This is a genomic window from Variovorax sp. RTB1 (assembly GCF_035018765.1).
GTDB lineage: Bacteria > Pseudomonadota > Gammaproteobacteria > Burkholderiales > Burkholderiaceae_C > Variovorax.
The window spans coordinates 25,558-39,898 of the sequence record NZ_JASJXG010000045.1 but is presented as its reverse complement, the minus strand read 5'-3'; the positions used below and the strand labels follow the sequence as shown (position 1 = coordinate 39,898).

Annotated in this window: 18 protein-coding genes; 12 read left to right on the top strand and 6 right to left on the bottom strand. The window is 64.2% G+C overall.

Going from position 1 to position 14,341, the window contains the following annotated elements; genetic code table 11:
• From QN397_RS21520 to QN397_RS21475, 10 genes are all read left to right on the top strand, one after another.
• Window positions 1-651 (top strand): flagellar hook-length control protein FliK (locus tag QN397_RS21520; RefSeq protein ID WP_323501869.1); only part of this gene is annotated, 651 nt, incomplete at its 5' end.
• Between the two features lie 171 nt (window positions 652-822).
• Window positions 823-1,419, top strand: coding sequence for a flagellar basal body-associated FliL family protein (locus QN397_RS21515; RefSeq protein WP_323498650.1), 597 nt, complete (start codon window positions 823-825; stop codon window positions 1,417-1,419).
• Window positions 1,420-1,467: 48 nt separating this feature from the next.
• Entirely contained in the window at window positions 1,468-2,463 is a 996-nt protein-coding gene (gene fliM / locus QN397_RS21510) for a flagellar motor switch protein FliM (protein WP_323498649.1), read from the top strand.
• Window positions 2,453-2,827, top strand: a complete 375-nt coding sequence (gene fliN / locus QN397_RS21505; RefSeq protein WP_323501868.1) for a flagellar motor switch protein FliN — start codon at window positions 2,453-2,455, stop codon at window positions 2,825-2,827. The genes fliM and fliN overlap by 11 nt, the downstream gene beginning before the upstream one ends.
• A 4-nt stretch (window positions 2,828-2,831) precedes the next feature.
• Window positions 2,832-3,128: a flagellar biosynthetic protein FliO gene (locus tag QN397_RS21500; RefSeq protein WP_323498647.1), complete on the top strand. Its 297-nt coding sequence runs from the start codon at window positions 2,832-2,834 to the stop codon at window positions 3,126-3,128.
• Window positions 3,121-3,900, top strand: coding sequence for a flagellar type III secretion system pore protein FliP (gene fliP / locus QN397_RS21495; protein WP_323498646.1), 780 nt, complete (start codon window positions 3,121-3,123; stop codon window positions 3,898-3,900). Before QN397_RS21500 ends, fliP begins: the two co-directional genes overlap by 8 nt.
• Before the next feature lie 22 nt (window positions 3,901-3,922).
• Window positions 3,923-4,192, top strand: a complete 270-nt coding sequence (fliQ, locus tag QN397_RS21490) for a flagellar biosynthesis protein FliQ (protein ID WP_187053383.1) — start codon at window positions 3,923-3,925, stop codon at window positions 4,190-4,192.
• Between the two features lies 1 nt (window position 4,193).
• Window positions 4,194-4,952 (top strand): flagellar biosynthetic protein FliR, encoded by a 759-nt coding sequence (gene fliR, locus QN397_RS21485; protein ID WP_187053382.1) that lies wholly within the window; start codon window positions 4,194-4,196, stop codon window positions 4,950-4,952.
• A 49-nt stretch (window positions 4,953-5,001) separates the two neighbouring features.
• Window positions 5,002-5,304, top strand: coding sequence for a type II toxin-antitoxin system RelE/ParE family toxin (locus QN397_RS21480; protein ID WP_323498645.1), 303 nt, complete (start codon window positions 5,002-5,004; stop codon window positions 5,302-5,304).
• Entirely contained in the window at window positions 5,301-5,603 is a 303-nt protein-coding gene (locus QN397_RS21475) for an addiction module antidote protein (RefSeq protein ID WP_323498644.1), read from the top strand. The genes QN397_RS21480 and QN397_RS21475 overlap by 4 nt, the downstream gene beginning before the upstream one ends.
• Here QN397_RS21475 and QN397_RS21470 read toward each other — a convergent pair.
• From QN397_RS21470 to QN397_RS21445, 6 genes are all read right to left on the bottom strand, one after another.
• Entirely contained in the window at window positions 5,600-6,229 is a 630-nt protein-coding gene (locus QN397_RS21470; protein WP_187053379.1) for a response regulator transcription factor, read from the bottom strand. The two genes, QN397_RS21475 and QN397_RS21470, sit on opposite strands and share 4 nt — an antisense overlap.
• Window positions 6,226-7,317, bottom strand: a complete 1,092-nt coding sequence (locus QN397_RS21465) for a histidine kinase (protein WP_323498643.1) — start codon at window positions 7,315-7,317, stop codon at window positions 6,226-6,228. Before QN397_RS21465 ends, QN397_RS21470 begins: the two co-directional genes overlap by 4 nt.
• A 109-nt stretch (window positions 7,318-7,426) precedes the next feature.
• Window positions 7,427-8,014, bottom strand: coding sequence for a fasciclin domain-containing protein (locus QN397_RS21460; RefSeq protein WP_416352218.1), 588 nt, complete (start codon window positions 8,012-8,014; stop codon window positions 7,427-7,429).
• Between the two features lie 186 nt (window positions 8,015-8,200).
• Complete coding sequence (locus QN397_RS21455) at window positions 8,201-10,384, bottom strand: malate synthase G (protein WP_323498641.1); 2,184 nt, start codon at window positions 10,382-10,384, stop codon at window positions 8,201-8,203.
• 57 nt (window positions 10,385-10,441) lie between these two features.
• Window positions 10,442-11,119, bottom strand: coding sequence for a haloacid dehalogenase type II (locus QN397_RS21450; protein WP_323498640.1), 678 nt, complete (start codon window positions 11,117-11,119; stop codon window positions 10,442-10,444).
• A gap of 76 nt (window positions 11,120-11,195) precedes the next feature.
• Window positions 11,196-11,957, bottom strand: coding sequence for an IclR family transcriptional regulator (locus tag QN397_RS21445; RefSeq protein WP_323498639.1), 762 nt, complete (start codon window positions 11,955-11,957; stop codon window positions 11,196-11,198).
• Window positions 11,958-12,145: 188 nt separating this feature from the next.
• On the opposite strand from QN397_RS21445, the gene QN397_RS21440 reads away from it, so the two are divergent.
• Both QN397_RS21440 and QN397_RS21435 read left to right on the top strand, forming a co-directional pair.
• Window positions 12,146-13,135 carry a hydroxymethylglutaryl-CoA lyase gene (locus QN397_RS21440; RefSeq protein WP_323498638.1) on the top strand — a complete coding sequence of 330 codons (990 nt, stop codon included), beginning with the start codon at window positions 12,146-12,148 and terminating at the stop codon, window positions 13,133-13,135.
• Window positions 13,128-14,336 carry a CaiB/BaiF CoA-transferase family protein gene (locus tag QN397_RS21435; RefSeq protein ID WP_323501867.1) on the top strand — a complete coding sequence of 403 codons (1,209 nt, stop codon included), beginning with the start codon at window positions 13,128-13,130 and terminating at the stop codon, window positions 14,334-14,336. Before QN397_RS21440 ends, QN397_RS21435 begins: the two co-directional genes overlap by 8 nt.
• Window positions 14,337-14,341 lie beyond the last annotated feature (5 nt).

Here is a 14,341-nt window from a genome sequence, read left to right as displayed (position 1 = left end):
GTGTCCGCCACCGCGACGCCAGCGGCCGAAACCGTCGCACTTGCGCAGGCGGCAGCGGCCAGCATTCCGGGCGAAGGTGCGTCTCCGTGGCGTCGCATCGAGCGTCCCGGCGACGCGTCGACCCCATCGGCGGGCGCAGGCTCGTTAGGTTTCGACGCCACAGGCAGCGCCGCATCGTCATCGACTGCGCCGACCGACGCCGCAGCGGCCGCCGCCAACGCAGGCGCTGGCAGCACCGAATTCATGGAGCGCATGGTCGATCAGGTGAGTTGGTGGATGGCACACCGCAGCCAGGGCGCCGAACTCAAGCTCGATCTGCCCGGCGGCCAGCCGGTCTCGGTCAGCGTGCAGGTTCAGGGCAACGAGGCGCAGGTCGCGTTTCGCAGCGACCATCCCGAGGCACGGCAGTGGCTGAACGCCGCGATGCCGCAGTTGAAGGAGATGCTGGGCAACGAGGGGTTGATGCTGTCGGGCTCGTCGGTCGGCCAGTCGGGAAGCGGCGCCGAGCAGGAAGCTGCGCGCGATGCGCAGCGGGCCTGGCGCGCAGAAAGCGGCAGCAGCGGCGCCGCGACTTCGACCATCGACACCGCGATGACGACAGCCCCGCGGCCTCGCACGGTGAGCGAACGCGCACTCGATCTCTACGTCTAGCCTGCTCTGCCCTCTACGGGCAGCGGGCCGGGGCAAGCGCCCATAAAGCGCGGCTTTCCCCCCTTTTTTCCGGGCTTGGCGCGAGGGGGTCGCGCCGAATAATCGGTTCCAAGCAGACCCTGCTGCGCGTGGCGCGATGGGTCGTTCTGCCGACGAACCGAAGGAAATCCCGTGTCCGCCCCTGCCGCCACCGCTGCCGCCATACCGGCCCCCGATGCGCCCAAGCGCAAGGGAAAGTCGATGCTGCTCATCATCGTGGCGGCGCTCGTGCTGGCGGGCGGCGGTGCCGGTGGCTGGTTCTACATGAGCAAGAAGAACCACGCGGCCACCGACGAAGAGCCGGCTGCGCACGCGCCCGAGCACGCCGCGGCGCCGACCTACCTCGCGCTGGAAAACATGGTGGTCAACCTGGCCGACCCGGGGGGCGAACGCTTTGCGCAGATCGGCGTGACGCTCGACCTCGAGAACGAAAAGGTCGGCGACAAGATCAAGAGCTACCTGCCGGCGATTCGCAGCAGCGTGCTGATGCTGGTGTCGCAGCGCACCTCGGAAGAACTGTTGAAGCGCGATGGCAAGGAAAAGCTCGCCACCGACATCGTGGCCGAGGTGTCCCGCACGCTGGGCTATGAAGTCGAAGCGCCGGTCAAGAAGTCCAAGGTGGTGGCCGAGTCCGATGACGACGAAGCGCCGGTCAAGGCGAAGAAAAAGCGCAAGGCCGAGCCAAGCCCTATCAAGGGCGTGCTGTTTTCCAGCTTCATCGTCCAGTAACGGCCGATCTCGCTGCCAACAACTCGCTTCGACTGCACACGCCTCCCGATGGACAACATTTTCGACACTGCGACCGATGCTGCGAAAGACGCGGCAGATGCAGCGCCCGACGATGCCGTAGAGCGCATGGCCGATGCCATCGTCCGCGAATACGACATGGCAGCGCAGGAGCGCATGGTGCGCCGGCCGATGCCGACGCTGGACATCGTCAACGAGCGCATGCAACGCTACCTGCGCGCCGGCATCTTTCAGTTTGCGCGGCGCAGCCCGGAGATCACGGTCGAGCCGACTGTGGTGCAACGCTTCTCCGAGTTTCTCGAAGTGCTGCCGGCCCCGGTGCACTTCAGCGTGGTGGCATTGCGCCCGTTGCGTGGAAGCGGATTGGTCGTCTGCGAATCCACCTTGATCTCTGCGTTGGTCGATGCGTTGTACGGCGGCGCCGGCACGTTGCAGGCACCGTTCGAAGGCCGCGATTTTTCGCCGACCGAACAGCGTGTGATCCAGCGACTGCTCACCTTGGTGTGCACCGAATACGCCAAGGCCTGGAAGGGCGTCTATCCGCTCGAGCTCGAATTTCAGCGCTCGGAAACGCATCCGCGCTTCGTCAATGTCGCGGCACCGGCCGACCTGGTGCTGGTGACCACGCTGCAGATCACCTTCGGCGAACTGAAGGGCGCGATTCGCATCTGCAAACCGTGGGCGGTGCTCGACCCGGTGCGCGACATGCTCTACGGCGCGCAGCAGGCCGACGCCATCGCAGAAGACCGACGCTGGGTCACGCAGCTGACGCGCGAGATCCAGGCGGCGGAGGTCACGCTCACGGCCGAACTGGCCCAACCCGAACTCACCGTGGGCCAGTTGCTCGCGATGAAGCCCGGTGATTTCATTCCGCTCGAACGCGCCTCGCGCATCGTCGCAGCGGTCGACGGCACCCCTGTTTTCGCCTGCCATTACGGCACCCACAACGCGCGCTACGCCTTGCGCATCGACGAATGTGTGCGAAGCGACAGCGCGCACTGGCTCGGAGGCTCCCATGTCCATTGAAGAACAGACCATCTCTCCATCCGCTTCCGGTGCCGACTGGGCCGAAGCACTCGAGGCCCGTCCCGAAGGCATGAGCAGCGCCGCGAGCGGTGCGCCGCTCAACGACATCCAGCGTGTGCTCGACATCCCGGTGCAGTTGTCGGTCGAGCTCGGCCGCAAGAAAGTGCCGATCAAGCAGGTGCTGCAGCTGGCGCAAGGCTCCATCGTCGAGCTCGATGCCATGGCCGGCGATCCGATGGACGTCCTGGTCAACGGCTACCTGGTCGCACAAGGCGAAGTGGTGGTGGTCAACAACAAGTTCGGGATCCGGCTGACCGATGTGGTGACGCCGGCCGAACGGCTGCGTCGCGTGCACCGCGGCTGACCATATGGCGCAGAGTCTTTTCACCGTCGTGCTGTTCCTGGCACTGCTCGCCTGCGCGCCCTACCTGCTGCGTCGTCTGCAGGCGCGGCGGCTCGGCGCTTCCGGCATGGTCGATGGCGAGGCGTCGAAGCTGCTGTCGACTGTCGTGGTCGGTCCGCAGCAACGCGTGGTCACGCTCGAAGTCGGACCGCAGGGCGCACGCACCTGGCTCGTACTGGGCGTGACGGGGCAGTCGATCAATTGCCTGCATGTGCTGCCGGCCAATCCGGTTCACGCAACCCAGGACGCCATCGATGTCTGACGCCCGGAGCAAGCGTCGCCATGCATGGGTCGGCGCGCTGGTCGCACTCGGCCTGAGTGCCGTTGCGCCTTCGGTCTTTGCGCAAGCGACGGGGCAGGGCGGTCAGTTGCCGCTGGTCATCGGCACGGGTGCCGGTGGCACGAGTTACTCGGTGCCGGTGCAGACGCTGCTGTTCTTCACCGCTCTCTCTTTCCTGCCCGCCATCCTGCTGATGATGACCGGCTTCACGCGCATCGTGATCGTGCTGTCGCTCCTGCGGCAGGCGCTCGGCACGCAGTCGGCACCGCCCAACCAGGTGGTGGTCGGGCTCTCGCTCTTTTTGACTTTCTTCGTGATGGGTCCGACCATCGACCGGGTCTACAGCGAAGCCTATGTGCCGTACACCAACAACACGCTGCAGTTCGAGGCGGCCCTCGGCAAGGCAGAAGCGCCGATGCGTGAGTTCATGCTCAAGCAGACGCGGCAGTCGGACTTCGCGCTGTTCGCGCGGCTTGCCAAGTTGCCCGCCGACGTGACTGCCGAGACTGCGCCGATCCGCGTGCTGATTCCGGCCTTCGCCACGAGCGAGTTGAAGTCGGCCTTCCAGATCGGCTTCATGATCTTCATTCCTTTTCTGGTCATCGACATCGTGGTTTCGAGCATCCTGATGTCGCTCGGCATGATGATGTTGTCGCCGGTGCTCGTCGCCTTGCCGTTCAAGCTCATGCTGTTCGTGCTGGCCGATGGATGGAACCTGCTGATCGGTTCGCTGGCCGCCAGCTTCGTGCAGTAGCGAAGATAGAGGCAGAGCCCACATGAACGCACAAACCGCATTGACCATCGGCCAGGAAGCACTGGTCCTGCTGCTCACCGTCTCGCTGCCGGTGCTGCTGGCGGTGCTGGCCGTCGGTTTGCTGGTCAGCATCTTCCAGGCGATCACGCAGATCCATGAAGCCACGCTGGCTTTCGTGCCCAAGCTGATCGCCGCCGTCGCCGTGTTCGCCATCGCCGGACCGTGGATGCTCAACACGCTGGTCGACTACATCCGCCGCACGATCGAATCTATTCCGCAGATGGTCTTGTAGGGTGCTGACCTTCACCGAAGCCCAGCTCATGGGCTGGATCACGCCGGTGCTCTGGCCCTTCTTGCGCGTGCTCGGGCTCTTCACTACCGCGCCGCTCTTCTCTACGCGCGCCATTCCCATTCGCGCGCGCATCGGCCTCGCCTTCCTGATCGCGCTGTGCGCGCAGCCCACGTTGCAAGGCCAGCCGATGGTGGCGCTCGACAGCGTCGCGATGCTCGGCACGCTGATCCAGCAGGTCGGCATCGGCATGGCGATCGGTTTTACCGTGCGGCTGGTGTTCACTGCGGTCGAATTGGCGGGCGAGTTGGTCGGCCTGCAGATGGGCCTGAACTTCGCGTCGTTCTTCAATCCGATGAGCAACGCGCAGACCAGTGCGGTGTCGAGCTTCCTCGGCAACATCGCCACGCTTCTTTTCATCGCAATCAACGGCCATCTCACCATCGTCATGGCGGTGATGAAGAGCTTCGACGCCTTCCCGATCGGCGGCAGTTTCATGCAGGCGATGGGCCGCATGCGCATTCACGAACTGGGCACCGAGCTGTTCGCGAGCGCGCTGTGGATCGCGCTGCCGATGATCGGCCTGCTGCTCTTCACCAACCTCGTGCTCGGCGTCATTTCACGCGTCGCGCCGCAGATGAACATCTACGCGATCGGCTTCCCGGTGACCTTGGTCGCCGGACTGGTCGGCATCACCTTGACGCTGCCGATGATGGAGCAGCCGTTGCTGATGCTGATGGAGCAGATGATGGCGCGGATGTAGGGCGCGCCCCGAGGCCATTCTTTTGTATCTCATGTGATACAGTTTGAGCTTGATCGAAGTTCGCCAAACACCTGAATACGAAAAGTGGTTTGCGTCGCTGAAAGATCGAACGTCACGTGCTCGGGTAGACATCCGAATTCGACGCCTGTCGCTCGGAAACCTGGGATCTGTCGAACCTGTTGGAGAAGGTGTTTCAGAGCTGAAGATCGACTATGGCCCGGGCTACAGGGTCTACTTCGTGCAGCATCGGGGTCACTATGTCTTGCTGCTGGTTGGCGGTGACAAGTCCACGCAAGCACGTGACATCAAGAAAGCCAAGCAACTGGCGCGTCATTACGCGGAGCAAATATGACCAAGACGACTCGTATATGGGATCCCGCCGAACATCTTCAAACCGATGAAGACATGGCGGCCTATCTTGAAGCGGCGCTCGAAGAAGGCGATGCATCGCTCGTCGCCGCAGCGTTGGGCGACATCGCGCGTTCCAAAGGCATGTCACAGCTCGCTCGCGAAACTGGCCTCGGGAGAGAGAGTCTGTATAAGGCGCTCTCGCCTTCTGGAAATCCCGAGTTCGCGACCATTCTTCGCGTCGTCGGAGCCCTTGGTATCCGGCTGCATGCAGTACCGGTTGGGGCCAAGCCGGTCGCCTAAATCAAATTGTTCCGAATCGCATAAACCGTCAGCGCCGCATTCGTCGGCAACCCGAGTTTTTCCATCACCCGCGTGCGGTACACGCTCACCGTCTTGGGGCTCAACATCAGCTCTTCCGCAATGTCCGAAAGACGCTGGCCCGATGCGATCTTGATGAGGGTCTGCAGCTCGCGTTCCGACAGCGCGGCATGCGCCGCTTCCAGCGCCGGCCGAGCCACCGAGTCGGCCAGCATCTGCGCGACTTCAGCGGTGACGTACTTGCGGCCTTGCGCGACAGTGCGGGTCGCCGAGATCAACTCGTCGGGGTCGCCGGCCTTGCTCACGTAGCCCTTCGCGCCAGCGCGCAGACAGCGGATCGCGTACTGGTCGGCCGGGAACATCGACACCACCAGCACCTTGATGGGCGAGTCGGTTTCGGTCAGGCCGGTCAGCACTTCGAGCCCCCCGCGGCCGGGCATGCTGAGATCGAGCAATAGCACGTCGCACACCGTGGATCGCAGAAGCTCGCGCAGTTCGGCATAGCCGCCCGCCTCGCCCGTCACCTTGATATCGACCGCTTCCGATAGCGTGTCCCTGATACCCCTGCGCACGACGGCATGGTCGTCGCACAACACCACGTGGATCATGTTTCTGCCCGTTCCAGCGGCACCGACAAAATGATCGATGTGCCGATGCCGCCCTGGTTGCTGATGTCGAGCCAGCCGTCGACGGTGCGGGCGCGTTCGCCGAGGCCTTTGAGTCCGAAGGTCTTGGGCTTGTCGAGTTCGGCACGCGTCAGTCCGCGGCCGTTGTCGGTGACTTCGAGGGTAAGCACGTTCTCGCCGTCCGACAAATCGATATGCACTTCGCTGCATTCCGCATGCTTGGCGATGTTGGTCAGCGCCTCTTGCGCGGTGCGGTAGGCCACCAGCTTGACGGCATCGGACGCATCGATGGTTTCGTGCGTCGCGGTGAAGGATGTCTTCACGCCGGTGCGCCGCTCGAAGGCAGTGGCGAGCCAGTCCACCGCCGCCACGATGCCCTGGTCGAGGATGGGCGGCCGCAGGTCTTGGACGATGCGCTGGCTGGCGTCGATGGCGTGCTGCAGCGTTTCGATCGCGCCGTTCACATGCTCGACGATCGCCGAATCTTTGGCGCGGCGACCGATCCACGCCAGGTCGAACTTGACTGCCGCCAGCGACCCGCCGATATCGTCGTGCACTTCGCGCGCGATCGACTGCCTCTCTTCTTCCAGGCAAGCCTGCAGGTATTCGTTGAGTTCGGACGAGCGCCGCATCGAGCCTGCCAGCTCGGCATGCGAATCTTCCTTGACGGTGCGCATCTGATTGGCGCCGAGCGCCCGCACGATGGCGCGGGGCAAGTCGGGCAGCGCGCTCTTGCGGACGAAGTCGCTGACGCCGCGGCGAATGGCGTCGATGGCATCGCACTCGCTGGCCGAATTTGACAGCACGATGAAGGGTGGCTGCACACCCGATGATCCGAGCACGATGTCCCAGGCGTCCATGGCAGTGAAGCCATTCGCGTAATAAGCAGCGACGATGACATCGCAAACCTGCCGCTCCAGCCGATCGCTCAACTCGGCCAGCGTTTCGACGCGCTCGATGGCGTAGTCGGAACCGTTCAGTTCCAGAGCCGCTCGGGCCTTCGCATGGTCGGCCGCAGACGGCTCGATGTGGAGGATTCGCAGCCGGCGCGGAGGTTGGGCGGGTAACATTTGTGACGAATGATAGTCAGCCTGCGTCGCGTATACCGAGGCAGGCTGACTATCGTTCGCAGATGGCCCCGCGCGGGGGGCCATCTGTTGTTTTACAGAACGGGTGCGATCAGCCTGGGATCAGAACCTTGTTGACCACGTGGATCACGCCGTTTGACTGGTACACGTTGGCGATCGTCACCATCGCGGTGCCGCCCTTGGCGTCGGTGATCAGCACGTTGCCGCCGCTCGTCGTCGCGGTCAGCGTGCCGCCGCTGGCGGTCTTGAGCGTTGCCTTGCCACCACCGGCGGTGATTGCGCTCATCAAGGCTGCTGCATCCATCTTGCCGGGCACCACGTGGTACGTCAGCACCTTCGTCAATGTCGGCTTGTTCTCCGGCTTGAGCAGCGTGTCGACCGTGCCCGGCGGCAGCGCGGCGAAGGCTTCGTTGGTCGGTGCAAAGACGGTGAACGGGCCAGGGCTCTTCAGCGTATCGACCAAGCCTGCGGCCTTGACTGCAGCGACCAGCGTGGTGTGGTCCTTCGAGTTGACGGCGTTGTCGACGATGTCCTTGTTGGCGTACATCGGTGCGCCGCCGACCATCGGATTGGCCGCCATGCCGCTGCTGCCCGACATGCCACTACCGCTCATGCCCATACCGCCCGCGCAAGCGCTGAGCAAGACCGAAACGCCGACTGCAATCATGAGTTTTTTCATTGGAGGCTCCAGAAGAATTAGATGGTTTGAAAAAGCTCTGTGGAAACCGCCAACAGCTCGGAGGCGCCAGGCGCTTGGAGGTGATACGGAGATCGTGTCTCTTTGGATGTGTAGGACAAAACCCGATAGTCACGGGCATGAAAAAAGCGCCCGAAGGCGCTTTGCTCCGAGGGGCAAAAACCCGTATCAGGCTTCGCCCTTCACCTTCAAGCGCCACGCATGCAGCAGCGGTTCGGTGTACCCGCTCGGCTGCTCGATCCCCTTGAACACCAGGTCTTGCGCTGCCATGTACGCAGCCGAAGTCTTGAAGTGCCCGGCCATCGGCTGGTAGATCGAGTCGCCCGCGTTCTGCTTGTCGACCACCGCAGCCATGCGCTCGAAGGTCTCGTTCACTTGCGCCTTGGTCACGACGCCGTGCAGCAGCCAATTAGCGATGTGCTGGCTGCTGATGCGCAGCGTGGCGCGGTCTTCCATCAGGCCGACGTTGTGGATGTCGGGCACCTTGGAGCAGCCCACGCCCTGGTCGATCCAGCGCACCACGTAGCCGAGGATGCCCTGCACGTTGTTGTCAAGTTCCTGCTGCTTTTCTGCGGCGCTCCAGTCGGTCCTGGTGGCTGGCGTCGCGATCGGCACCTGCAGCAGCGCATTGAGGATGTTGTCGCGCTCGCCGTCGGCGTCGATCTTTTCCAGCTCCATCTGCACCGTCGTCACGCTGACCTGGTGGTAGTGCAGCGCGTGCAGCGTGGCCGCAGTGGGCGAGGGCACCCACGCCGTGTTGGCGCCGGCCTTGGGGTGCGCGATCTTCTGCTTGAGCATGTCGGCCATCAGGTCGGGCATGGCCCACATGCCCTTGCCGATCTGCGCCTTGCCACGCAGTCCGCACGAGAGGCCGACCAGCACGTTGTTCTTTTCGTAAGCGCCGATCCATGCGCTCGATTTCATGTCGCCCTTGCGGATCATGGCGCCGCCCTGCATGGCGGTGTGCATCTCGTCGCCGGTGCGGTCGAGGAAGCCGGTGTTGATGAAGGCGACGCGTGCGGCGGCCTCGGCGATGCAGGCCTTCAGATTGACGCTGGTGCGGCGCTCCTCGTCCATGATGCCGAGCTTGACGGTGTTGGCGGGCAGGCCCAGCAGCTGTTCGACGCGGCCGAACAGTTCGCTGGCGAAGGCCACTTCCGCCGGACCGTGCATCTTCGGCTTCACGATGTAGATGCTGCCAGTGCGCGAGTTGCCCTTTCGTTTCAGGTCGATGGTCGCGATGGTCGTCGTCACCACGGCATCGAGGATGCCTTCCGGGATTTCCTTCTTGCCGTCGTACAGCACGGCCGGGTTGGTCATCAGGTGGCCGACATTGCGCAGGAACATCAGCGAGCGGCCGTGCAGCTTCAGTGGCTTGCCGTCGGCGCCGGTGTATTCGCGGTCGGGGTTCAGGCCGCGCGTGAAGGTCTTGCCGCCCTTGGCGACTTCTTCGGTCAACGTGCCCTGCATGATGCCGAGCCAGTTCGAATACGCGACCACCTTGTCTGCGGCATCGACCACCGCCACCGAGTCTTCGAGGTCGAGGATGGTGGAAAGCGCAGCCTCCATCACCACATCGCTCACGCCGGCTGCATCGGTCTTGCCGATTGCCGTGGTCGGATCGATGACGATGTCGATGTGAATGCCGTTGTGCTTCAGCAGGATCGAGGTCGGTGCTTCTGGCGTGCCCCGGTAGCCGACGAAAATGGTCGGGTCCGCCAGCAAGGTGCTGCTGCTTTGCAGTGCGATGTGCAACTGGCCGCCCTGCACCGTGTAGCGGGTCGCCATCTTGTGCGAGCCGTTGTCGAGTGGCGCCGCCTGGTCGAGTGCTTCGCGTGCAAAGCCGATCACCTTGGCGCCGCGAACCGGGTTGTAGCGTGTCCCTTTTTCGGCCCCATCCGTTTCCGGGATCGCGTCCGTTCCGTAGAGCGCGTCGTACAGCGAACCCCAGCGCGCGTTGGCCGCGTTGAGCGCGTAACGTGCATTCAGGATGGGTACCACCAGTTGCGGGCCGGCCTGCAGTGCGAGCTCTGCATCGACGTGGGTCGTGGTCGCTTGCGTGTCCTTCGGTTGCGGCAGCAGATAGCCGATCTTTTCGAGGAAGGCGCGGTAGGCCGGCATGTCGGCGATCGGCCCGGGGTGCGCCTTGTGCCAGATGTCCAGTTCGGTCTGCAGGCGGTCGCGTTCGGCCAGCAGCGCGATGTTCTTCGGCGCCAGGTCGGCCACGATGGCATCGAAGCCTTTCCAGAACGTAGCGCTTTCGACACCGGCGGCTGGCAGCACCTTTTCATCGACGAAGCGGTAGAGCTCGGTGGCGACCTGGAGGCCGTGGGCGGTGGTGCGTTCAGTCATGGGGCTTGTCCGGAAAGTAGGGGGGTTGAGAGATGAGAGTCGAAGACGAAATCGGAATCAGAAGAAAGCCAGCACGTCGCGCAGGCTGCTGCCGGTGCGCTCGGGGGCCGGTCCGATGGCTTCATGGGGCAGGCTGAGCCGATTGATCCAGAGCGTGCGAAATCCATACCATGTGGCGGCCAGTGCGTCCCAGCCGTTGCTGCTGACGAAGACGATGTCGGCCGCTTCGCAGCCCGTCGCTAGCGGCCCGAGGGCGTAGGCATCGGGATGCGTCTTGAACTTGCGCACGGCATCGGTGCTGAGGACGTGATCGAACAGGCCGCTGAAGCCGCCGTTGTGCACCAGCGGCGCAAGCATCGAGGGGTCGCCGTTCGAGAGGATGCCGGTCACGACGCCGCGGGCGCGCAGCGCTTGCAGCACCTCCCGCGCTTCGGGATACGGGGTGAGGCTCAGGTATTGCGCCATCAGTGCCGCTTCGCGTTCGGCCGTCAGATCGAGCGCCAGACGCTGGCAGGCGTAGCGCAATCCGGCGCGCGTCAGTTCACTGAAGGGTTGGTAGTGCGCGCCATCGTTGCTCGTCGTCACGAGGCGCGAGTACTCGATCTGCTTGTCGCGCCACAGCACGCTGAGCACTTGTCCCTGACCGGGAAAGAAGCTTTCGGCCAGTGCGGCGACGCTGTGCACGTCGAACAACGTGCCATAGGCATCGAACAAAACTGCAGAGGGTGTGCGCATGTTCGTACTTTATTTGATACCGGGTCCCGCATTAAGACGCGAAATAGCGATTGATTGATGACTAAAAAATGCGCAATCAAAGCCGTCCGCTGAGATTTGCCGCCGCTTCGCGCACAGCTGGCACAAAGCCGGCGTCGTAGCGGTGCGTCGGCATGGTGAGGGTGACGGCCGCTGCCAGCGAGCCGTCGGCGTGGAAGACGGGCGCCGAGATCCCACCGAGTTCGGCGCTGCGGTCGCCGATCAGCGCGCAATAGCCCTGCGCTCGAATCGTCGCGTAGAGCTTGCGGTCCGTTCGCGAGAGGGACTCGCTCGCCTTCGTGCCGGCGTCGACGCCATCGGTACCGTACGCGATGAGCACCCGCGCGCCGGCACCCCGATCGGCAGGCAGCAGGTCGCCCGCGCGAACGTGGTCACGCACCGTGTGCGGCGAATCGACGCGGTAGAGGCACAGACGCGCCCAGCCGTCGCCGCTGCCCTGGCGCACGTGGTACGACGCGCTCTCACCGGTGGCGGCGACGAGCGACCGCAGCACCGGGAGCACCACATGATCGAGCGAGAACGACGCAGCGTAGAGACCGTGCAGCCGCGCCACCTCGGAGCCGAGTGCATAGCGGCCGTCGTCCAGTTTTCGGAGCAATGCTGCATGTTCGAGCGAGGCGAGCAAGCGCAGTGCAGTGCTTTTATAGAGTTGGGTGCGAGCCGCCAACTCGGCCAGCGTCAGCGCCACGTCGCCCGCCCGAAAGGCGGCGAGCAAGGTCAGCGCGCGGTCCACCGCCGCGGCGCCGCCGGGTGCAGCGTCGGTGTCGGCGACCGACTCGGTTTGGGCTTTTCGGGGCATGCTGCTCTCCTTCTGGACCTTCGACCCGCTTGACGATCTACGGTGCGGTCTGGTGTAATTCAATTTATTAGAACATCGTTCTGTCAGATAGAACAATAAGAATCTGCGCGAAGGCTTTCGACGCCACGACTTTCAGCGCTGCAGCCCTCAACGTAATCACGGCGGCGCGATCTGCTCCGGAGACGAATTTGGAAACCCCATCGAACCGCAAGCTGGACACGCACAGGCCAGGTGACGTGCTGATCAGCGAGGTCGGTCCGCGCGACGGCTTGCAGTCGGTCAAGGCCACCATGCCGACAGCAGACAAGCTGCGCTGGATCGACGCGCTCTACGCCGCCGGCCTGCGCGAGATCGAAGTCGCTTCATTCGTGCCGGCCCGGTTGCTGCCGCAGATGGCGGATGCCGTCGAGGTCGTGCGCCACGCGATCACATTGCCGGGCCTCACCGTCATGGCGCTGGTGCCCAACCGGCGCGGCGCGGAGGCCGCGTTGCGAGCCGGAGTGCACAAGCTGACGATGCCGGTGTCGGCCAGCCCGGCGCACTCCCTTGCCAATGTGCGCAAGACGCCGGCCGAGATGGTCGAAGAGGTGCGCGCCATCAGCGATTTGCGGCGAGAGATCGCGCCGCATGTGCTGCTCGAGGCCGGCATCTCCACGGCTTTCGGTTGCACGCTCCAGGGCCATGTGGCCGAAGACGACGTCATCCGGCTGGCGGTGCAATGCGTCGCCGCCGGTGCCGACGAGTCGGGCTTGTCGGACACCGTCGGCTACGCCAACCCGGCGCAGGTCCACCGGCTCTTCAAGCGGCTGCGTGCCGAGCTCGGCGCCAAGGCCGGCGCCGCGCACATGCACAACACGCGCGGCCTCGGCCTCGCCAATTGCCTGGCCGCTTACGAAGAGGGCGTGCGTACTTTCGATTCTTCTCTTGGCGGTCTGGGCGGGTGCCCGTATGCGCCCGGCGCGTCGGGCAACGTCGTGACCGAAGACCTCGTCTTCATGTTCGAAGCGATGGGCGTGCGCACCGGCATCGACCTCAACCAACTCATCGCCGCGCGCGTGCCGCTGACGGACGGTCTGCCCGGCGAGCCGCTGTACGGCATGACGCCGGAAGCGGGGTTGCCAAAAGGCTTTGCGCAACGGTTCGCGCAAGGTCTCGTGAACGAAGCCGAGCATGTCTGAAGCCACGATGTCCGACACGAAACAGCCACTGCCCTACGAAGGCATCCGCGTCGTCGAATTCACCCACATGGTGATGGGGCCGACCTGCGGCATGGTGCTCGGCGACCTGGGCGCCGAAGTCATCAAGGTCGAGCCTATCGAGGGCGACAACACGCGCCGCCTGCTGGGCTCCGGGGCAGGATTCTTCCCCAACTTCAACCGCAACAAGAAGAGCATCGCGCTCGACCTGAAGCAGCCCGCCGGCGTCGAGGCGGCGCTCCGTTTGATCGCGACGGCCGACATCGTCAGTGAGAACTTCAAGCCCGGCACCATGAAGAAGCTTGGCCTCGACTACGACACGTTGAAGAAGCTCAATCCGCGCCTGATCTACGTCAGCCACAAAGGCTTTTTGCCCGGCCCGTACGACCACCGCACCGCGCTCGACGAAGTGGTGCAGATGATGGGCGGCCTGGCCTACATGACGGGCCGCTCCGGCGACCCGCTGCGCGCCGGCACCAGCGTGAACGACATCATGGGCGGCATGTTCGGCGCCATCGGAGCGATGGCTGCATTGCGCCAACGCGAGCTCACCGGCGTCGGATGCGAAGTGCAATCGGCGCTGTTCGAGAACAACGTGTTTCTGGTCGGGCAGCACATGATGCAGTTCGCCGCGACGGGCAAGGCGGCCGACCCGATGCCGAGCCGCATATCGGCCTGGGGGGTGTATGACGTGTTCACCGTCAAAGACGGCGAGCAGATCTTTCTGGCCGCGGTCAGCGACAAGCAGTGGGCGATCTTCTGCAAGGCTTTCGGCCTCGAAGAAATGATGGTCGACCCGCGCCTCAAAACCAACAACGACCGGGTGATGGCGCGCGAATGGATGATGCCGATCCTCCGTACGCATCTGGCCGACCGCAGCGCCGCCGAGCTGAGCGCAGTGTTCGAGGCGAACGAGTTGCCCTTCGCGCCCATCACGCGGCCCGAGGCGCTGTTCGACGACCCGCACCTGAACGCCAACGGCGGCCTCGCGCCCATTCGAATGAACGACGGCAGCATGTCGAAGGCGCCGCTGCTGCCTTTCACCATGGGCGGCAAACGTGCCGGCATCCGGCTCCAACCACCGCTGCTGGGCGAACACACAGATGCGTTGCTGACCGAGGTCGGCTACAGCGACGAAGAGATCGCCGCCCTCAAAGACCGAAACATCGCGACCGGAAACTGACCTCA